The following is an 18,681-nucleotide window of genomic DNA, read 5'->3' as shown; positions in this document are numbered from 1 at the left end:
AAAGGCCCCTCAGTCCCATTCCAGGCCGCCGCGCCGCCATACGTACGCGTACGCGACGAAGACGGTGAGCACGAAGAGCAGCATCTCCACGAGCCCGAAAATCCCCAGGGCGTCGAAGGTGACGGCCCAGGGGTAGAGGAAGACGATCTCGATGTCGAAGACGATGAAGAGCATCGCCGTCAGGTAGTACTTGATGGGGAAGCGCCCGCCGCCGGCCGGCGTGGGGGTCGGCTCGATACCGCACTCGTAGGCCTCGAGCTTGGCCCGGTTGTATCGCTTCGGACCGATCAGCGTGGCCATGACCACGGAGAAGATCGCAAAGCCTGCCCCGAGGGCTCCCAGTACGAGGATGGGCGCATACGCGTTCACCGCTCCTCGCTCCTCTCAGTCGGCACTGACTGCTGGCGGTTGCACTGGGCTCACAGCCGCCTCACCGCTCCCACGAGCCCCGCTCGTCCCGGCGAAGATCGAGAACATGTGAAGCAGGTCACAAGCCCAACTGCCTCGCATCTTATGCCCGCCACTCTGTGATCTGCGACACGGGGTATTACACAAGCTTTGTGATCTCCACCACCTGACGAAGGATCATGAAGCCGGAGGAGTGGCGATCTTCCTACGAGAAGCGTCCGAGTGATCACCAGAGGTGACATTTTCGCTCGTCGATGCAGCTCGGAAGGGGCGTCTCCATATCAAGAGAGTTCCCTTGCATGCAAATTGGTGCTGGACCGGAGGTCTTGATAGAGGGCCCGTTCACACATCGGAGGGAGCTTCGGAGCGGGATGTGGACGCGTGCACGCATTCACGAGCGACGGACAGCGGGATCCGGGCACAGGACGCACACGCGGCCGTGATCGTTGCGTGACCTCCACCACATCAATGAGAGACCTCGAGAACCGGGCTTGGCCACCGGTCCCAACCAGTGGTAAGCGATGGGCAATTCGGACTTAATGATGAAAGGCCGTGATCACGGGCCGAATCGAGGGCGTCCGCAATGTCCGTTACGGCGTCAATAAAGGGCGATGCACCGGGGATTTGGGGCGGCCATTGAGCAATTGTGGCGCAGCACACGTTTCTTGAAGGTATGGAGGAGCCCCTGATACCGGTTGTTCTCATGTCCCACACCGCTCACATACGCAGCCACCGGAAGCCCCGCCGCACCGCGTCGACGACCATCGCGATGCGCGCCGGAGTTGCCGGTGGCGTCCTCAGCATGGCAGCGGCAGGTGCGTCGGCCACGGCGAACGCCGCCGAGCCGGTGACGCAGACCATCGAACTGCCCACCCTCACGGGTGACCTGGCCGACCAGCTCGCCCAGTCCGCGGACGCCACTCAGCTGGCGGCGGCGAACTACGAGCTCGACGCCGAGCGTGACGCGGCTGCCGCAGCGGCGGCCAAGGAAGCCAAGAAGGACCTCGCCGAGGCGAAGAAGAAGGCCGAGGCCAAGAAGAAGGCCGAGGAGGCCCGCAGGGCCGCCGCAGAGGCCGCCGCCTCGCGTTCCACCGAGCGGGCCACCCTGTCCGCTTCCGCGAGCACGAGCGTGTCCGCTCCCGCGAGCGGCAGCGTCGGGACGGTGATCTCCTTCCTCAAGGCGCAACTGGGCGACGCGTACGTCATGGGTGCCACCGGCCCCAACGCGTGGGACTGCTCCAGCCTGGTCCAGGCCGCGTTCAAGCAGGTCGGCGTCGACCTGCCGCGGGTCTCGCAGGACCAGTCGATGTCCGGCACCGACATCCCGCTCTCGCAGATCCAGGTCGGCGACATCCTCTACTGGGGTGGCAAGGGCTCCGCGTACCACGTGGGTGTCTACATCGGGAACGGCCAGTACCTGGACGCGGCCAACCCCTCCAAGGGTGTCGTCATCCAGGACCTCTCCGGGTACCCGGCGTCGGGTGCCGTGCGCGTGCTCTGAGCCGTAAGGTCTTCGGAAGGGCCGCAGCCGCTCGGGGGCAGCGGCCCTTCTGTCTCATCCCAGGTCGAAGGTGTTGGGCAGGCCCAGCTTGTAGCGCACCTCGTCGACGCGCTTGAGGGGCTCCAGCTCCGGAGGCCGGTACAGCTCCCAGATCCCACACCGGTCGGCGCCCGAATTGTCCGCGTCCAGGACCGCGTTGACCGCGAGGCGTGCCGACTCGTTGGCGCCCTCCATCGTGGCCAGGTCCACGTCGGTGCGGACGTAGTCGCCCGCGAGGAAGAAGTTCGGGACCCTCGTGCGGGCCGTGGGGCGGTTGTAGAGGGTCCCCGTGGGGTGGATGAGGAGCTGCTCGCGGTTGCGCGGCTCGGGGCCGCCGAGGCCCGTCACCGCGGGGTCCATGAACCAGCCGAGGCGGTCCTCGTCCCGGAGCGTGGTCTTGCCGGCGTCGTTCAGGCCGCCCTTCAGCTGGGCCCAGAGTTCGGCGACGACCTCCTCCTTGGTGCATTCCTTGGCCGTCTTGCCGTAGAGGATGCCGGGCTTGTCCCATTCCGAGATGATCGCGGAGAGGCAGTCGTGGGCCCGCCCGTCGCCGTAGTCGCGGGGGAAGTCCCGTCCGTCCCAGAACTGGGCCTGGCCGACGGCGGTCACAGACCAGGGTGAGTCGAGGCAGTTGATGTGGCCGTGCACCACGGGTGTGGGCGTGCGCAGATAGAACATCACCCCGGTCATCCAGTCCGTCCGGAGCGCGTCGCACCTGGCGAGCTGCGGGTCGGCGGCGCGCAGGGCGGGGCCCCACGTCGCGCGTGCGTGCTCGACCGGCAGGGCGCAGATGTAGTGGTCGGCGGTGACCGTGCGTTCGTCGCCGCTGTCGCGGGCCGAGACGCGGACGCCGGTGACGCGGCCGGCGTCGTAGCGGACCTCGCGGACCTGGGTCCCGAGGACAAATTCGACGCCGAGGGAGCGCAGGTGGGCCTCCCAGGGGTCGATCCAGGCCTCACTGGTGGGGGCGTTGAGGACGCGGTCGATGTCGGCGTCGCCGTCCATGCCGCGGCCGAGCAGGCCCCACAGGAGCAGGGCCTCGATGATGACGCGGCCTACGGTTCGAGTGGACGCCACCTCCGCGCGCGTGGCGACCAGGTTGCGGGTCTGGCCGACGCCGAGGACGGTCCGGTACTCCTCGCTCATCTCCTCGGCGCGTATGAAGTCCCACCATGCGACCTTCTCCCACTGGTGCTCACGGCGGGCGTCGCAGCTGGTGAGGTGGACGAGGAGGCGGTCGGCGAAGTAGGCGGCCTCGTGGGCGGGGAGGCGGGTGCCGAGGTCCAGGACCGAGAGGATCTGGTCGCGGATCCAGCTGAGGGTGAGGTCGCCGGGGCGGGGCGGGGTGGTGACGCGGCGGAGCGGGAAGTGCAGGTCGGGGCGGCCGCCTGCGCGGGCGAACAGGGCCTCGGTGCCGCTGACGAGGTTGTCGTGGACGCCGTTCGCGTTGCCGGGGACGGGTATGCGGCGCATGGTGTCCGGCAGGTTCCGGTAGAAGCCGGGGAAGAAGCGGAAGCCGTGTTCGGCGGGCAGGTCCTTCCGGCCGCCGGCCGCCGTGCCGGGGACGGGCATCGAGCGGGCCTTGCCGCCGAGGGCGTCGTAGTACTCGTAGACGGTGACGGCGTAGCCGCGTTCGGCGAGTTCGTGGGCGGCGCTCAGGCCGGAGACCCCGCCGCCGAGGACGGCGACGCGTCTGCCCGCGGCGGCCTGCGCGGTGCCGGCGGGCCATAAGGCGAGGGCGCCGGCGACTCCCCCGGCACCGGCCAGGAAGCGTCTGCGGGTGTGGCCGGTTTGCGGGGGGCCGGACTGCTCCTGGGACTCGTGCGTGTGTTCTGTTGTCATGAGTCCCGGAGGGTAGGGAGGGGCCGCGCAGGTCGGAAGCCTGTTTCCCGGCCGGCCACAGCATCCTCACAACCCGCAGCGGGAGAACGGCAGAAGGGAAGAAGGGCAAGGCCCGTCGGCCGCGCCCAGTTCCTCTAGTTCCTCGTGACAAATGCGAGGAAGGCGACGACCAGGCCGATGACCGCAGCAAGTTCAGAGGCCACGGTGAGCAGGGGCCGCCGTGTCGTTCCCGGGTCGGGCAGGGGAGGCCGCAGCGCAGGTGGCGGATCCGCGCCCGCCCGGCCGGCGTTCAATGCCCTGACCGCGCGGATCAGCCCCCCAGATCAGCACGGCCAGCAACACGACGAAGATGAGCGCCGATATCGCCAATCGCATGAATCCCCCTCGGCGCCACGTGCTCACGCTCGCCCACCATCCGTGGAGCGCCTGAGTCGACTATGTCACCGAGGAAGATCGTCATGCCGGAATGGTGCGGTCGTCTCGGACCGCCTCGTCACGCCTTCGGCGCCACCTTGCTGAGGCCGTTGATGATGCGGTCCATCGCGTCGCCGCCGGTCGGGTCCGTGAGGTTCGCGAGCAGCTTCAGCGTGAACTTCATCAGCAGGGGGTGGGTCAGGCCGCGCTGGGTCGCGATCTTCATGACCTTCGGGTTGCCGATGAGCTTCACGAAGGCGCGGCCGAGCGTGTAGTAGCCGCCGTAGGTGTCCTTCAGGACGCGCGGGTAGCGCTGGAGGGCGAGTTCACGTCCCGCGGGGGTCGAGCGGGCGTGGGCCTGGACGATGACGTCGGCGGCGATCTGGCCGGACTCCATGGCGTAGGCGATGCCCTCGCCGTTGAAGGGGTTCACCAGACCACCGGCGTCGCCGACCAGCAGCAGGCCCTTGGTGTAGTGGGGCTGCCGGTTGAAGGCCATGGGCAGCGCGGCCCCGCGGATCGGGCCCGTCATGTTCTCCGGCGTGTAGCCCCAGTCCTCCGGCATCGACGCGCACCAGGCCTTCAGCACCTCGCGCCAGTCCAGCTCCTTGAAGGAGTCGGAGGTGTTGAGCACCCCCAGGCCGACGTTCGACGTGCCGTCGCCCATGCCGAAGATCCAGCCGTAGCCCGGGAGCAAGCGGTCCTCGCCCGGCCCGCGGCGGTCCCACAGCTCCAGCCAGGACTCGAGGTAGTCGTCCTCGTGGCGGGGGCTTTCGAAATACGTCCGTACGGCCACGCCCATCGGGCGGTCCTCGCGGCGGTGCAGGCCCATCGCCAGGGACAGGCGGGTGGAGTTGCCGTCGGCGGCGACGACCAGCGGCGCGTGGAAGGTGACCTCGCGCTTCTCCTCACCCAGCTTGGCGTGGACGCCGGTGATGCGGCCGGTGCGGTCGTCGATGATCGGGGCGCCGACGTTGCAGCGCTCGTAGAGCCGGGCGCCGGCCTTCTGGGCCTGGCGGGCGAGTTGCTCGTCGAAGTCGTCGCGCTTGCGGACGAGGCCGTAGTCGGGGAAGGAGGCGAGATCCGGCCAGTCCAGCTGGAGGCGCACACCGCCGCCGATGATCCGCAGGCCCTTGTTGCGCAGCCAGCCGGCTTCCTCGGAGATGTCGATGCCCATCGCCACCAGCTGTTTGACCGCGCGCGGGGTCAGGCCGTCACCGCAGACCTTCTCCCTGGGGAACTCGGTCTTCTCCAACAGGAGTACGTCGAGGCCGGACTTGGCCAGGTGGTACGCCGTCGTGGAGCCGGCCGGCCCCGCGCCCACGACGATCACATCGGCGGTGTTCTCGGAGAGAGGGGAGGAGTGGGGCTCGGTCACGACGGTCACGGCTGGATCTCCCCGGGTTCGAAATCTGCGTGCCGACCGGCACTGGACATGGGCAGTCTATTCAGCAGAATTGATCACCCGGCTGAAGGGCTGCCCTGTGAACCGAGCTCTCCCCGCAGTACGGCTGCGTGTGCCCACCGACGAGGACGCGTTCGCCTGGCACCGGGTCTTCGCCCACCCGGATGTCATGGAGTTCCACGGCGGCAGGGCCGCGGAGCTGTCCGTCTACGAGGAGCTCACCGCCCGCCAGCGCCGGCACGACGCCGAGCGGGGGTTCTGCCTGTGGACCATGCTCGACGAGGACGGGCAGGTCATCGGCTTCACGGGCGCCCAGCCGTGGGAGCAGGACTGGGGTCCCACGGGCGAGATCGAGATCGGTTGGCGGCTCGGCCGGGAGTACTGGGGCAAGGGGTACGTCACCGCGGCCGCGCGGATGACGCTGGACCGGCTCAGGGCGGCGGGCGTGCCGGGTGTCGTGGCGCTGGTCAGACCCGGAAACGAGCGGTCCATCGCGGTCACCCGGCGCCTCGGCATGAAGCCGGCGGAGACCTTCCCGCATCCGCGGCTTCCGGAGGACGCACTCTGTTTCCGGCTCGACCTGCAGAGCGCTCACGTAGAGTAACCGACTGCTACAGAAAGGTACTTGACGCTTCCGGACGGTACCCCCGGGCGGTTACCCTGCCAGTACCGCTGGGGGTGACATCTGTGCGTATAACACCCAAAACGCCCGAGGTGCGTGTGCCGAAGCTCGTCGGACTGATGGCCATGGACGCGCGCGAGGAAGCGAAATCGCACGGCCTGCTCCTCAACGCACCGGACCGGCCGGACTTCCACCTCACCGTCGTCGACTACGTCGTACGCCAGTACCCCCAGCCCGGTGCCGAGGTGCCGCGGAACTCGATGGTGTACATCTGGTTCGACTTCGCAGAGGGCGAGGGCGGCGGAGGCGTACGCGAGCCACGCACCCCATGGCCGCCCTCGGGCGGACTGCAGCGCGAACTCGACGAGCCCGGGGACCCGTACGCCGTCGTCAGCTCTGCCTGAAGCCGGGCGCTCGGCCCAGCCTGCGGCCCGGGACTCAGCTCTCCTTGAAGCCCCGGTGCAGGGCCACCACCCCGCCCGTCAGGTTCCGCCACGCCACCTTCGACCAGCCGGCCTTGCGCAGACGCTCGGCGAGGGCCGGCTGGTCGGGCCAGGCGCGGATGGACTCGGCGAGGTAGACGTACGCGTCGGGGTTGGAGGACACCGCGCGGGCGACGGGGGGCAGGGCGCGCATCAGGTACTCGGTGTAGACGGTGCGGAAGGGCGCCCAGGTCGGGTGTGAGAACTCGCAGATCACGACCCGCCCGCCGGGCCGCGTCACCCGGTACATCTCGCGCAGGGCGGCGTCGAAGTCCTGGACGTTGCGCAGCCCGAAGGAGATCGTCACGGCGTCGAAGGTGTCGTCCTTGAACGGCAGCCTCGTCGCGTCGCCCGCCGTGAACGGCAGCCAGGTGTGCTTGCGCTTGCCGACCTGGAGCATGCCGAGGGAGAAGTCGCAGGGGACGACGTACGCGCCCGTCTGTGCGAAGGGCAGCGAGGAGGTGGCCGTCCCCGCGGCGAGGTCGAGGACCTTCTGCGCTGGGCGGGCGTCGACGGCCTTCGCGACCTCCTTGCGCCATCTGCGGTCCTGGCCGAGCGACAGCACGTCGTTGGTCAGGTCGTACCGTTCCGCCACGTTGTCGAACATCGAGGCGACTTCGTGCGGCTGCTTGTCCAGGGATGCGCGGGTCACGGGCCCATTGTGGCAGTACGGCCCGGACGGCCCCGCAGCACCCGGCCGACCCGCCTCACGGCACCCTCACGGCAGCAGCCTCGGTTTCTTCTTCGCCGCCACGTCCTCCACCCATCCGCACAGCAGGACGAAGGCCGCGATCAGGATCCAGCCGATGCCGAACATGAACCACTGGCTCTCCAGCGGCAGGTACTTCTCGAACGCGGGCACGTTCCAGAACTGGTCGATCAGCGGGACGGCGAGGATCAGGGCGATCTCGTGCCAGAGGTAGATCGTCACCGCGCGGGCGTTGAAGACGGTGACGAGGCGGTCGAGGCGGCGGAATCGGGTGAGCCCGGCGAAGTCGACCTTGAAGTACGCCTTGGCGTACATCAGCAGGGTCACGTATCCGGCCGACCAGAAGGCCTGTGCGAGCGGGATGTCGTCCAGGTCGTAGGAGCCGGTCTCGGCCTGGTGGGTGAAGGCGTACCAGCCGCCGTAGCCGGTCGCGGCGAGCGAGAGGACGACGACCGCGAACGGCTTCAGCCGCTGGAGCACGCCGTCGCGGTGCGCGAAGCCGAGGATCCAGCAGAAGAGGAAGGTGGCCAGGTCCGTCAGCGCGCTGCCGAAGCGGTTGTCCGGGGGCTCCCACAGGAAGTGGAACACCAGGATCGGGGCGAGGGAGAGGAGCAGGACCGGTACCGGGGCCGGCCGGAACGCCTTCAGCAGGAGCGGGGACAGCAGGACGAACCAGAGGTACGTCCGCAGGTACCAGAGGATCTCCCAGGCCTGCTCGGCCCAGGCGTTGCCCGGCGGGTCGCCGAGCGGCACGATCCAGTAGACGATCTGCCAGCCCGGCATCCAGTCGTGGACCAGCATGGCCAGCACCACGAAGCAGCCCCAGAACCAGAACGGGGGCAGGAGGCGTCGCAGCCGGCTGCGGATCACCTTGACCGCCGGGCGCTCCAGGGACTTGGCCATGAGGGTGCCGGCCAAGGCGAACATGACGCCCATGGAGGGGAAGACCATGCCGGCCCAGGCCCAGCCGAAGGTGTGGTAGGTGACGACCCGGATCAGCGCCACGGCCCGGAGGGTGTCGAAGTACCGGTCGCGTCCGGACGACGGCGGCACCTGAGGGAGCGGGGCGGTGTCCTCCGCAGGGCTGGACCGTGCCTCCGGCCGAACCGCCCCCTTGCTGTGCGCCCCCATCAGCGCACCCCCGCCGGCGTTCCGACCTCGCCGGTCCGCTTCAGCTTCTGCCATCTCAGTCGGCCGCCCGTCATGGCGGTGATGCAGGAGTGGATGAGGACGAGGTACATCATCTGGCGGTAGGCGAGTTGCTGGAGCGGCATCATCAGCAGGTAGCGGTACTGCTCGCGGTCCAGACGGAAGGCGTACGCCGCGCACAGCAGCTGGACTCCGAGCACCGCCAGCCACGCCAGCAGGGCCGCCTTGAAGTCGATGAAGATCATCGAGTAGACGGTGAACACGTCGATGAGCGGGGCGAAGACCGGCGTGACGATCTGGAAGACGACGACGAGCGGCATGCCGACACGGCCGAAGCGGCCCGAAGCGCCCTTGTCCGTGAGGGACTTGCGGTGCTTCCACAGGGCCTGCATGGTGCCGTACGACCAGCGGTAGCGCTGCGACCACAGCTGCTTCAGGGAACCCGGCGCCTCCGTCCACGCGCGCGCGTGCTCCTGGTAGACGACCCGCCAGCCCGCGCGGTGCATCGCGATGGTGATGTCGGTGTCCTCGGCGAGCGTGTCCTCGCTCATCCCGCCGACGCCCAGCACCGCCTCGCGGCGGAACGCGCCGATCGCGCCCGGGATGGTCGGCATGCAGCGCAGCAGGTCGTACATACGGCGGTCGAGGTTGAAGCCCATCACGTACTCGATGTGCTGCCAGGCCCCGATGACGGTGTTGCGGTTGCCGACCTTGGCGTTGCCGGCGACCGCGCCGACCTCGGGATCGGCGAAGGGCTGCACCAGCTGCCGTACCGTGTCCGGCTCGAACACGGTGTCGCCGTCCATCATCACGACGATGTCGTGACTGGCGCTGCGGACGCCGTTGTTCAGCGCCGCCGGCTTGCCCGCGTTCTCCTGGCGGATGACACGGACGTTCGTCATGCCGAGTTCGTGGGCCGCGGCGCGGGCGATCTCGGAGGTGTTGTCCGTCGAACCGTCGTCGACCACGATGATCTCGATCGGATGGGTGCTCTGCGCCAGCGACTTGAGGGTGTTGGCGATGCACTCCTTCTCGTTGTACGCCGGGACGATCACGCTCACCGGTTCGTGGACCGGCGGTCCCCAGCTGAACCGGCGTCTGTTGCGCTGCCGGTAGTGGCGCCGGGCGAGGAGCAGCATCATGCCGAAGCGGCCCAGGACGGCGACGCCGACGACGAGGAGGCCGACCGACAGCACCGGGACCGTCCATTCGGCGACGGCCACGGCTCCGATGAGGGCCTTGCCCTCGTAGAGGGTCGCGCCGGTGGCGCTGCGGTGGGCGGCTTGGAGGTTCCCCGCAGGTGCCTGCCCGCCCGGACCCTGACCCTGCTGCGTCGGGCCACCGGCCTGCTGACCGTTGGCCGTCTGTTCCTTCTGAAGGGCGCCGCTGATCGTGGTGAAGGTGTAGCCCTTCGCCCTCATCTTCTCGATGTACGTCGGCAGCGCCTTGATCGTCTGCGAGCGCTCGCCGCCCGCGTCGTGGAACAGGACGGACGCCCCCTCGCCGTCCTCCGGCGTGGCCCACTTGATGATCTTCGATACGCCGGGCCGCTTCCAGTCGTCGCTGTCGGTGTCGACGAAGACGCTGGTGTAGCCGTCCTCACCGAGCTTCTTGTAGACAGGCCAGCTGTAGTTGTCGATGGCGTCCGTCTCCGAGGAGTACGGCGCCCGGAACAGCGTCGTCGTGATGCCGGCCGCGCCCGCGAGCGCCAACTGGGTCTGCTGCATCTCACGGTTGACGCGGGCGTCGCTCTGGTAGGAGAGGTCGACGTGGGTGAAGGTGTGGATGCCCACCTCGTTTCCCTGCTCGACCATGTCCGCGACGATCCCCGGGTAGCGCGAGACCATCGAGCCGACCACGAAGAACGTGGCGGGTACGTCGTACTCCTGGAGGATCTTCAGGACCTGCGGCGTCCAGGTGGGGTTCGGGCCGTCGTCGAAGGTGAGCGCGATGGTCTTGTCCGGCACGGAGACGGTGGTCGCCTGACCGCCCCGGAAGGTGAGGATCGGCCCGCCCTCCAGGATGTCGTCGGGCACCTCGCTGGAGCTGGCTCCGGTGCGCACCCGCTGGTCGCCGCCGACCTCGGCGCGCAGATAGCCGTCGAGCAGCATGACGCTGGTCAGCGCGAGCAGGAGCAGTCCGGCGAGGATGACGCGGGGTTTCTGCAGGGCCGCGGCCTTGCCCGCCACGCGCTCGATACGGGAGGGGGCGCGGCGGCGACCGCGTGAAGGCGTCGTCGTAGTCATGAGTGGGGCTGCGTTCCGGTCAGTTGGCGGCCGCGACGGGCGACGCGGAGGTGGACGGGGCGGGGGCGCCCGAGGGCGGTGCCGACGGGGTGCCGCTGGGCGGGGCGACCGGGTTGCCGATGCCGCCCTGGGGTTGGTTGCCGGGGCCCGGCCCGCCGGGGCCGCCTGCCTGGCCGCCCCCGAAGGGCAGCAGCTCGGACGGGGTGAGCGAGGTGCCGACGCCCATGAAGGCCATGCCCAGCACGACCGCGTACCCCAGGCAGGCGACGCCGACCAGGAGGCCGATGCGCCGCAGCAGCTTGGAGCGGCGTCCGGAGTTGTCAACGAACACGGGCCCCTCGGCGGAGGCCCTGCCGCGCCTGCGGCGGCGGCCGCGCACGTCGGCTTGCTTGTCGATGGCAGTCTCGGATTGCATTCCCCGGACGTTACGGAGCCTTTATGTGCCCAGAACTCGCTCTCTATGTGAGAGGCATATGAGAAACGCCTGAGCCTGTCCTTTGCCTGAGAGTTTTCCGCAACGGCCGCAAAGTGATGAGAGATTTGCCGGCATGCATACGTACCTTGGGAAATCGGCGGCCGCAATCACCTGCCTGCTCGCGCTGACCACGGCGTGCTCCGCGGGGTCCGGCGGTACGACGGACGCGGCGCCGCCGACCCCGACGCGGAACGATGCCTCGCCGTCCGAGAGCGCCTCGTCGAGCACGGCGTACAGCACGTCGTACGCCCCCTACGTCAGCGCGACCGAGGCTTCCGAGAACGACGCCGCCGGCTCCCCGGCGACGTACAACCTGGCCTTCGTGATCTCGGACGGCAGCGACTGCACGCCCGATTGGAACGGCACCGCCGCCCTCTCCGACTCGGCCGTGAAGTCCCGTATCGCGCAGCTCACGCAGGGCGGTGCCACCGTCCGGGTCTCCTTCGGCGGCGCGTCCGGCAAGGAGCTGGCGGCGAGTTGCGACAGTGCGTCTGAGCTGGCGCGGGCCTATGGGGAGGCGTTGGACGCGGCCGGGTCCTCGCAGGCCGACTTCGACATCGAGGGCGATGAGCTGGCCGACTCGGAGTCGGTGGACCTGCGGTCGGAGGCGATCGCGCTGCTGCAGGAGGAGCGCGGCGACCTTGAGGTGTCCTTCACGCTGCCGGTGATGCCGTCGGGGCTGGACGACGACGGTGTCGCGCTGCTGGAGTCGGCCAACCGGCATGACGTTCAGGTCTCGAGCGTGAACATCATGACGATGAATTACGGGGAGTCGTACACGGGGGACATGGGTGACTATGCGCTCGCCTCGGCCAAGGCCGCGCATAGGCAGTTGAAGGAGATTTTCGGGACGTCGGACGGCACGGCTTGGAAGGCGATGGCGTTGACCTCGATGCTCGGGGTGAATGACGTCGACGGTGAGACGTTCACGCTTGAGGATGCGGCGCAGGTGCGGGAGTTCGCCGAGGAAAGGGGGGTCGGGTGGGTTTCCATGTGGGCGACGTTTCGGGATCGGCAGTGTGAGGACGGTTCCTCAGCGGATGACGCTCTGACCAATTGCAGCGGGGTGGATCAAGAAGCCGGGGCGTTTGCGGAGGCGTTTTCGGGATGAGCTCGGGTGGTTCCGATGTACGCGGGCTGCGGGTTTTTCGTGGCTGGTCGCGCCCACGCGGCGGAGCCGCACATCGATACAGCCCCGCGCCCCTGAGGACGTCTCAGCGCCGTCGGTAGACCAGTCGCCCGTCGACGACCGTCGCCACGCACGTCCCCGCACCCCGCTCCGCGAGCTCCGCCTCGTCCCGTACGTCGAACACCGCGAACCTCGCGGCGGAGTCCCGCTCCCTCGGCTCGGCGAACTCCACCGGCAGACCGGACTGGTACGGGTCCAGCGCGGGAGTCCCGCCGGGCCGCCCCAGCCGGCCCATCGCCAGGCCCGAGCGGTGCACCGCGTCCCGCACCGCCCGGTTGCGCAGTTCCTCGCAAGCCACCCGGACCGTGCCGTGCGCCAGCATGCGCTGCAGCCCGCGCCGGGCGCTGGCCGCCCAGCGGGCGTCGTCCATGGCGAGCGCCGCCAGGGCGTCGCCGGTCAGTGGCTCGGTGCCCAGTTCGTCGGCCTCGCGCGGATCGGGGTGGTAGGCCTCCTCCAGCAGTTCGTTGCCCTGGAGGTTGATCAGGCCGGGCGTGAGAATGCCCGGCCACTCCCGCACCCGGGCCCGCGGATGGGCGGCGAGCAGAACCGCCGGCTCTCCCGCGTCGGCGATCCACGCGCCCTTGACCGCGAGCGCCCGCCCTCTGGAGTCCGCGTGAATCGTCAGCACAGGTACGTCAGTTGGACGCGAGGATCTTCAGCTCGGGGTGAGCCGTACCGCCCTCGATCGCCGTGGAGGAGATGTGGGACACGACCCGCTCGTCGACGGGGTCGTTCGCCGGGTCGTCGTGGACGACGAGGTGCTCGTACGTGGTGGAGCGCTGGGCCGGGACCCGCCCTGCCGTACGGATCATGTCGATCATTTCCTGCAGGTTGGAGCGGTGCTTGGCACCGGCCGCCGAGACGACGTTCTCCTCCAGCATGACCGAGCCGAGGTCGTCCGCGCCGTAGTGCAGCGTCAGCTGGCCCGCGTCCTGGCCGGTGGTCAGCCAGGAGCCCTGGATGTGGGCGATGTTGTCCATGAAGAGCCGGGCGGTCGCGATCATCCGCAGGTACTCGAAGATCGAAGCCTGCGTGCGGCCCTTCAGGTGGTTGTTCATCGGCTGGTAGAGGTACGGGATGAAGGCTCGGAAGCCGCCCGTCCGGTCCTGTACGTCACGGATCATGCGCAGGTGCTCGATGCGCTCGGCGTTGGTCTCGCCGGTGCCCATCAGCATGGTGGAGGTGGACTCCACGCCCAGGTTGTGCGCCGTCTCCATGATCTCCAGCCAGCGCTCGCCCGACTCCTTGAGCGGCGCGATGGCCTTGCGGGGCCTCTCCGGCAGCAGCTCCGCGCCCGCTCCCGCGAAGGAGTCCAGACCGGCGGCGTGGATGCGCTGGATCGCCTCCTCCACCGACACCTTCGAGATCCGGGCCATGTGCTCGACCTCGGACGCGCCCAGCGAGTGGATCACCAGCTGGGGGAATTCCTTCTTGATGGCGGCGAAGTGCTTCTCGTAGTACTCGACGCCGTAGTCCGGGTGGTGACCGCCCTGGAACATGATCTGCGTGCCGCCGAGTTCGACGGTCTCGGCGCAGCGCCGCAGGATGTCGTCCAGGTCACGGGTCCAGCCCTTGGCCGTGTCCTTGGGCGCCGCGTAGAAGGCGCAGAACTTGCACGCCGTCACGCACACGTTCGTGTAGTTGATGTTGCGCTCGATGATGTACGTCGCGATGTGCTCGGTGCCCGCGTACTTGCGGCGGCGTACGGCGTCGGCGGCGGCGCCCAGAGCGTGCAGCGGGGCGTCGCGGTAGAGGTCGAGCGCTTCCTCTGGGGTGATGCGTCCGCCCGCTGCGGCACGGTCGAGCACAGACTGGAGGTCGGCCTTCTCGGTCACCGGAGCGTCCCTTTCGTAAGGGTTGTGGACGGACCGAACCAGCCTACGCCAGCCCCTTTGCAGGGCTCACCTCAGGCCGCGTACGCCCCGATCAGCAGCCCCACGAACACCCCGCCGAGCAGGAACGGCCCGAACGGGATCGCCGACTTGCGCCCGGCCCGCCGTAGGAGCACCCGCCCCCAGCCGTACAGCGCCCCGAACAGGAACCCGGCGAAGGTGCCCAGCATGACCGTCGCCCAGCCGTACCAGCCCAGCACCGCCCCTGCCGCGAGGGCCAGCTTCACATCACCGAAGCCCATGCCGGCAGGGTTGATGAGGTGCAGCAGGCAGTAGCCGGCGCCGAGCGCAAGCGTGGCCCACAGGGCCGTCGGCCAGTCACCGGCGTGCTCGGGGACGAGGGCGACCAGGCCGAGCAGCAGCAGTGCGGCGGCCGCGAGCGGGAGCGTCAGCGGGTCGGGCAGCCGCCGCACCCGGAGGTCGACGGCCGCGAGCAGCACGCCGACCGGCGCCAGCAGCAGCCAGGCGCCCACCTCGGGGCGGGTGCCGGTGGCCGCGGCCAGGGCGGCGCAGACGAGGGTGGTGACGATGGCCAAGCGGACCGTACCGGACCCGTACGCCCGCGCGCCCGCGCACTTCCCGCACCGGGCCCACCCGATCCACCCCCGGACCGGATGCCCTTGCGGACACTCCTCCCGCCAGGTCTCCCCGTCCGGCGCGGAGAACCGGTAGGCGGCCCGCGGCAGCAGCGTCCCCACCACCGCACCCCAGAGCGCGGCGGCGAGGACCAGCACAGTGGTGCTCATGAACGACGGTCCCCCTCAGTAGAGTGCCGCGAGCAACAGCAGTCGGCGCGACACGGGGTAAGGCGGCAGTGCGCACAGTCAGGGCATACGGCATACACATGATCCGCCACTCACTGCGTGCCCCCGCCACGCGCGTGCTGCTCGCCCTCGGCGTCCTGACCGCCCTGTTCGCAACCGCCACCACCCCGGCCCGGGCGGCCACCGACACCACCGCCCAGGCCGCCTACCTCGCCGACCGCCTGCGTGAGAACCCGGTGTACGTGACCGACCAACTCCCGCGCGAGGTACCGCGGTCCACGACCCCCGCGTTCGCCGAAGCGGCCGGGGGCACCGGCGTTCCGACGTACGTCCTCGTCCTGCCGAGCCAGAGTGCCACAGACCCGGGCCTGCTCGACGCGGTTCACGACCGGCTCGGCCGGGACGGGCTGTACGTGCTCATCGACGAGTCGATGGTGGCGGACGCCGTCGCTCACGGAGTCCGTGCCCCGGCGGACGACGCCGCGACGGTCGCCCTCTACGAAGCCCCCTACGACGCGGGCCCGTTGCGCCGCTTCGAGCTCTTCGTCGAGGTCATCGCGCAGGGCACCGAGAAGGCCGCGGCGCGGGCGGAGGCGGCGCGCGAGAAGTACGACGAGGACGGGACAGAGCCGGCGGCCCTGTACATCGGACCGTCCGACCGCAGCGACCAGTCGGTCCTCACCGGGGTCCTGCTCACCGGCGTCCCGCTGCTGATTCTGGTGCTGGTTCCGTATGTACGGCGCTGGTGGCACCGTCTCCCGAAGGCCGCCGGGACGACCGGGGCCGCCTGGCGGAAGGAGGTCAGGGCGGGCCGCGTCCTGCGCTGGACCGTCCCGTCCCTGGCTCTCGCCTCCGCCGCCGTGGTCGCCGTGACCGCCCTCCTGGTCTTCGACCAGACCAGGTCGAGCTGGTCTCCCAGGCCCAGGGCGATCGACCTCAACGCCCGCCTCGACCGGGTCGCGGAGGGCCTGGCACAGGACCCGGTGTACGCGGACCCGGAGAGCCCGGGGGTCCTCGACGCCACGCAGTCGGACCGGCTCCACGACCGCATCCGTGCGTTCGCGCGCTCGGAGGGTGGCGGGCCGGTCTTCGTCTCGCTCGTCCCTCAGCTGACGGAGGACGAGTCCGCCGGTGACGAGGAGGCGTTCGCCGCGGCGGTCCACGACAAGCTCGGCGAGGACGGGGTGTACATCGTCGCCGATCCGCTGAGCGGTTACATCAACGCCTTCAACCACGGTCTGCGGCTGGACAGTCTCGGCCTCCTCCACGACCTGCCGGAATCCCTCACGTACGGCGACGAGAAGGCGAACGAGGCCGACGACCATCTGCTGGGCGACCGCCTCGACGCCCTGATGACCGTCCTCGACAAGGCCCCGCGCACGGATGAGCCCGACACCACCGGATCCCCGTACCCGGTGACGGACCCCGTCACCGAGGACGACCTGCCCCCGCTCTTCGGCGGCGATTTCGGGTCGGGGCTGTTCGGGGGCGTCCTGGCGGCCGGGTTGGTCTTCGGGCTGGTGGCGGGCGTGCTGGGGATGGTCCACAGGGTGCTGCGGCGCCGGAACGCGGGGCCGCAGCCGTCCTAGGGCCCGTCCGACGCCTCCCCCGCTTTCCCCCGCCCCACGCTGCCTGGCCTTCCGCTCCGCGCTACTCGACCTTCGACAGCCGCGCCTCGGGGTTCCCCTCCGCGTCGCTCTCCGAGCGGTACACCAGGTCGTCGCCGCGCGGTGTGATCCGTACGGTGTGCGGTGCCGGGTTGCAGCCGCCGTGGTTGGTCTTCCGGCCCACGGAGGTCACGACGAGCTCCTTCGCCGTCACCTTCTTCAGGGTCAGTACGTCGTTGCAGACGCCGCCGAGCAGGTCCGTCTGCCGGAGGGTGCCCAACTCGTCGCCCACGTCGGCCTTGTGCACGGTCAGCCGGAAGGTGCCCGCGGGAAGGCTGCCGAGGGCGGTGGCCTTGCCCTCCCAGGTGCCGAAGTAGCGGGCGGGGACGGAGCCCGTGGCCGGGGTGGGGGAGGCTTGGCCCGGATCCGGGGTGGGGGTGAATTGGCCCGGGGGCGGGGTGGAGGCGTCCTTGCCCGGCGCCTCGGACGAGGCCGCCCCCGAATCCGCGGTGGTGTCCTGGTCCCCGCCCGGCAGGAGCTCGAAGACGAACACGGACCCCACCGTCACCGCGGCCAACGCCCCCGCCACCGCGAGCGCCACCGTGCAGCTCATCCGCCGCCCACGCCCTCCCTCCCCCGGCGTGGAGGCCGCCGCGACGGAGAGGGAGAGCTTGCCGGGTCGCTGACCGGATGCCGGTGCGGTGTCGCGGGGAGGCGGGGTGTCGCGGTCCTGCGGAGGCCGGGCGTCGCGCGGTTCGGGTACGGCGACGGGGGCGTCGGGCGCAGAAGGGGTCCCGGACGCAGAAGCAGTGCCGGGGGCAGAAGCTGCCCCGGGAACAGAAGCCGCCCCCGGGGCAGAGGCAGCCCCAGGAACAGAAGCGACCCCACCCGCCACCCCCGGCATCACCGGCGGCGGCCCGAACTCCCCCACCGTCGCCTGCGGGCTGAAAGCCACCGGCCCCGACGCGACGTCGTCCCCCGCCTCCAGGTTCAGCAGCCGCACCGCACCCCGACTGACCTGCTCCACCAACGCCCCCGGCAGCCACCCGCCCGCCACCGCCCGGGCCACCCCGTCCGGGGCCAGTCGCCGCGCCACCTCCCCCGGCGCGGGCCGCGCACCCGGCTCCTTCGCCAGGCAGGCCGCCGCCAGTTCCCGCAACTCACCCTCCAGCGAGTCGAGTTCGGGCTCCTCGTGCACGACCTTGTACAGCAGGGCCGCCGACGAGTCCCCGGAGAACGGCGGCTCCCCGGTCGCCGCGTAGGCCAGCACCGCGCCCAGCGAGAAGACGTCCGCCGCCCCGGTGACCCCCTTGCCCAGGATCTGTTCGGGCGACATGTAGCCGGGCGAGCCGATCGAGACGCCGGTCGACGTCAGGGACGCCGTACCGTCCGTGGCCCGCGCGATGCCGAAGTCGATCAGCAGGGGGCCGTCCAGGGTCAGCAGCACGTTCGACGGCTTCACGTCCCGGTGCACCAGCCCCAGTTCGTGCACCGCGGCCAGCGCCTCGGCCAGCCCCGCACCCAGCACCCGTACGGTGTGCGCCGGCAGCGGGCCACCGGATTCCGCGACCGCCGCCGCCAGCGACGGCCCCGCCGCATACGCCGTGGCCACCCACGGCACCGCCGCCTCCGGATCCGCGTCGAGCACGGGCGCCGTCCAGGCACCGCCCACCCGCCGCGCCGCCTCCACCTCCCGGCGGAAACGGGCCCGGAACTCCTCGTCCAGCGCGAAGTGCGGGTGCACGATCTTGACGGCGACCGTACGGCCGCCCGCGCTGCGCCCCAGGTACACCCGCCCCATCCCGCCGGAACCGAGCCGCCCGAGCAGCCGGTACGGCCCGACGGCGGTCGGCTCGTCAACTCCGAGCGGCTGCATCGGCGCCCACCCCTCCCCCGTACGGCTTCTTGCGCCCGTGGAACTCCCAGCAGTGCCTTGG

The 18,681-nt window shown here is 70.2% G+C and carries 16 protein-coding genes; 5 read left to right on the top strand and 11 right to left on the bottom strand.

All coding sequences use genetic code 11. The features are described from left to right. Nucleotides 1-9: 9 nt before the first annotated feature. Nucleotides 10-369, bottom strand: a complete 360-nt coding sequence (locus ACZ7L6_RS23865; protein ID WP_003992243.1) for an NADH-quinone oxidoreductase subunit A — start codon at nucleotides 367-369, stop codon at nucleotides 10-12. Nucleotides 370-1,081: 712 nt separating this feature from the next. Between ACZ7L6_RS23865 and ACZ7L6_RS23860 the strand changes: the two genes are divergently transcribed. Further along, nucleotides 1,082-1,909 (top strand): C40 family peptidase, encoded by an 828-nt coding sequence (locus tag ACZ7L6_RS23860; protein ID WP_471927084.1) that lies wholly within the window; start codon nucleotides 1,082-1,084, stop codon nucleotides 1,907-1,909. A gap of 54 nt (nucleotides 1,910-1,963) precedes the next feature. On the opposite strand, the gene ACZ7L6_RS23855 is transcribed toward ACZ7L6_RS23860, so the two are convergent. Together ACZ7L6_RS23855 and ACZ7L6_RS23850 are read right to left on the bottom strand one after the other, a co-directional pair. After that, a complete protein-coding gene (locus tag ACZ7L6_RS23855) occupies nucleotides 1,964-3,790 on the bottom strand; it encodes a hydroxysqualene dehydroxylase (protein WP_471927082.1) in 1,827 nt (608 codons plus the stop codon). Between the two features lie 493 nt (nucleotides 3,791-4,283). Continuing rightward, nucleotides 4,284-5,591, bottom strand: a complete 1,308-nt coding sequence (locus tag ACZ7L6_RS23850; RefSeq protein WP_471927080.1) for a geranylgeranyl reductase family protein — start codon at nucleotides 5,589-5,591, stop codon at nucleotides 4,284-4,286. Nucleotides 5,592-5,688: 97 nt separating this feature from the next. On the opposite strand from ACZ7L6_RS23850, the gene ACZ7L6_RS23845 reads away from it, so the two are divergent. Then, nucleotides 5,689-6,213, top strand: coding sequence for a GNAT family N-acetyltransferase (locus tag ACZ7L6_RS23845; RefSeq protein WP_471927078.1), 525 nt, complete (start codon nucleotides 5,689-5,691; stop codon nucleotides 6,211-6,213). 110 nt (nucleotides 6,214-6,323) lie between these two features. Next, entirely contained in the window at nucleotides 6,324-6,635 is a 312-nt protein-coding gene (locus ACZ7L6_RS23840) for a PASTA domain-containing protein (protein ID WP_471927516.1), read from the top strand. Between the two features lie 34 nt (nucleotides 6,636-6,669). Here ACZ7L6_RS23840 and ACZ7L6_RS23835 read toward each other — a convergent pair whose 3' ends face one another. The 4 genes from ACZ7L6_RS23835 to ACZ7L6_RS23820 form a co-directional block, all read right to left on the bottom strand. After that, on the bottom strand, nucleotides 6,670-7,365 hold the full coding sequence (locus ACZ7L6_RS23835; RefSeq protein ID WP_471927076.1) for a demethylmenaquinone methyltransferase: 696 nt from the start codon (nucleotides 7,363-7,365) through the stop codon (nucleotides 6,670-6,672). A gap of 66 nt (nucleotides 7,366-7,431) precedes the next feature. Next, nucleotides 7,432-8,553, bottom strand: a complete 1,122-nt coding sequence (locus tag ACZ7L6_RS23830; RefSeq protein WP_471927074.1) for an acyltransferase family protein — start codon at nucleotides 8,551-8,553, stop codon at nucleotides 7,432-7,434. After that, complete coding sequence (locus tag ACZ7L6_RS23825) at nucleotides 8,553-10,817, bottom strand: bifunctional polysaccharide deacetylase/glycosyltransferase family 2 protein (protein ID WP_471927072.1); 2,265 nt, start codon at nucleotides 10,815-10,817, stop codon at nucleotides 8,553-8,555. The genes ACZ7L6_RS23830 and ACZ7L6_RS23825 overlap by 1 nt, the downstream gene beginning before the upstream one ends. A gap of 19 nt (nucleotides 10,818-10,836) precedes the next feature. Then, entirely contained in the window at nucleotides 10,837-11,232 is a 396-nt protein-coding gene (locus ACZ7L6_RS23820) for a hypothetical protein (RefSeq protein ID WP_471927070.1), read from the bottom strand. 133 nt (nucleotides 11,233-11,365) lie between these two features. On the opposite strand from ACZ7L6_RS23820, the gene ACZ7L6_RS23815 reads away from it, so the two are divergent. After that, nucleotides 11,366-12,403, top strand: a complete 1,038-nt coding sequence (locus tag ACZ7L6_RS23815) for a chitinase (protein WP_471927068.1) — start codon at nucleotides 11,366-11,368, stop codon at nucleotides 12,401-12,403. 103 nt (nucleotides 12,404-12,506) lie between these two features. Here the strand turns inward: ACZ7L6_RS23815 and ACZ7L6_RS23810 are convergent, their stop codons facing one another. The 3 genes from ACZ7L6_RS23810 to ACZ7L6_RS23800 all read right to left on the bottom strand — a co-directional run bounded on the left by ACZ7L6_RS23810 (nucleotide 12,507) and on the right by ACZ7L6_RS23800 (nucleotide 15,119). Next, entirely contained in the window at nucleotides 12,507-13,109 is a 603-nt protein-coding gene (locus ACZ7L6_RS23810; protein WP_471927066.1) for a hypothetical protein, read from the bottom strand. A 7-nt stretch (nucleotides 13,110-13,116) separates the two neighbouring features. Beyond that, nucleotides 13,117-14,316 (bottom strand): cyclic dehypoxanthinyl futalosine synthase, encoded by a 1,200-nt coding sequence (mqnC, locus tag ACZ7L6_RS23805; protein WP_471927064.1) that lies wholly within the window; start codon nucleotides 14,314-14,316, stop codon nucleotides 13,117-13,119. 71 nt (nucleotides 14,317-14,387) lie between these two features. Further along, nucleotides 14,388-15,119, bottom strand: a complete 732-nt coding sequence (locus ACZ7L6_RS23800; RefSeq protein ID WP_471927062.1) for a prepilin peptidase — start codon at nucleotides 15,117-15,119, stop codon at nucleotides 14,388-14,390. Between the two features lie 98 nt (nucleotides 15,120-15,217). On the opposite strand from ACZ7L6_RS23800, the gene ACZ7L6_RS23795 reads away from it, so the two are divergent. Beyond that, nucleotides 15,218-16,726, top strand: coding sequence for a hypothetical protein (locus tag ACZ7L6_RS23795; RefSeq protein WP_471927060.1), 1,509 nt, complete (start codon nucleotides 15,218-15,220; stop codon nucleotides 16,724-16,726). Between the two features lie 61 nt (nucleotides 16,727-16,787). Here ACZ7L6_RS23795 and ACZ7L6_RS23790 read toward each other — a convergent pair whose 3' ends face one another. Next, entirely contained in the window at nucleotides 16,788-18,620 is a 1,833-nt protein-coding gene (locus tag ACZ7L6_RS23790) for a serine/threonine-protein kinase (protein WP_471927058.1), read from the bottom strand. Nucleotides 18,621-18,681 lie beyond the last annotated feature (61 nt).

The organism is Streptomyces sp. NPDC107522, from assembly GCF_055657525.1.
This window is presented reverse-complemented; position numbering and strand designations above follow the sequence as displayed.

Bases quoted from the DNA above. Each gene is read 5' to 3' on its own strand.
- ACZ7L6_RS23790 (WP_471927058.1), bottom strand. From the start codon at position 18,620: ATGCAGCCGCTCGGAGTTGACGAGCCGACCGCCGTCGGGCCGTACCGG.
- ACZ7L6_RS23815 (WP_471927068.1), top strand. From the start codon at position 11,366: ATGCATACGTACCTTGGGAAATCGGCGGCCGCAATCACCTGCCTGCTC.
- ACZ7L6_RS23855 (WP_471927082.1), bottom strand. From the start codon at position 3,790: ATGACAACAGAACACACGCACGAGTCCCAGGAGCAGTCCGGCCCCCCG.
- ACZ7L6_RS23825 (WP_471927072.1), bottom strand. From the start codon at position 10,817: ATGACTACGACGACGCCTTCACGCGGTCGCCGCCGCGCCCCCTCCCGT.
- ACZ7L6_RS23800 (WP_471927062.1), bottom strand. From the start codon at position 15,119: ATGAGCACCACTGTGCTGGTCCTCGCCGCCGCGCTCTGGGGTGCGGTG.
- ACZ7L6_RS23795 (WP_471927060.1), top strand. From the start codon at position 15,218: ATGATCCGCCACTCACTGCGTGCCCCCGCCACGCGCGTGCTGCTCGCC.
- ACZ7L6_RS23820 (WP_471927070.1), bottom strand. From the start codon at position 11,232: ATGCAATCCGAGACTGCCATCGACAAGCAAGCCGACGTGCGCGGCCGC.
- ACZ7L6_RS23830 (WP_471927074.1), bottom strand. From the start codon at position 8,553: ATGGGGGCGCACAGCAAGGGGGCGGTTCGGCCGGAGGCACGGTCCAGC.
- ACZ7L6_RS23860 (WP_471927084.1), top strand. From the start codon at position 1,082: ATGGAGGAGCCCCTGATACCGGTTGTTCTCATGTCCCACACCGCTCAC.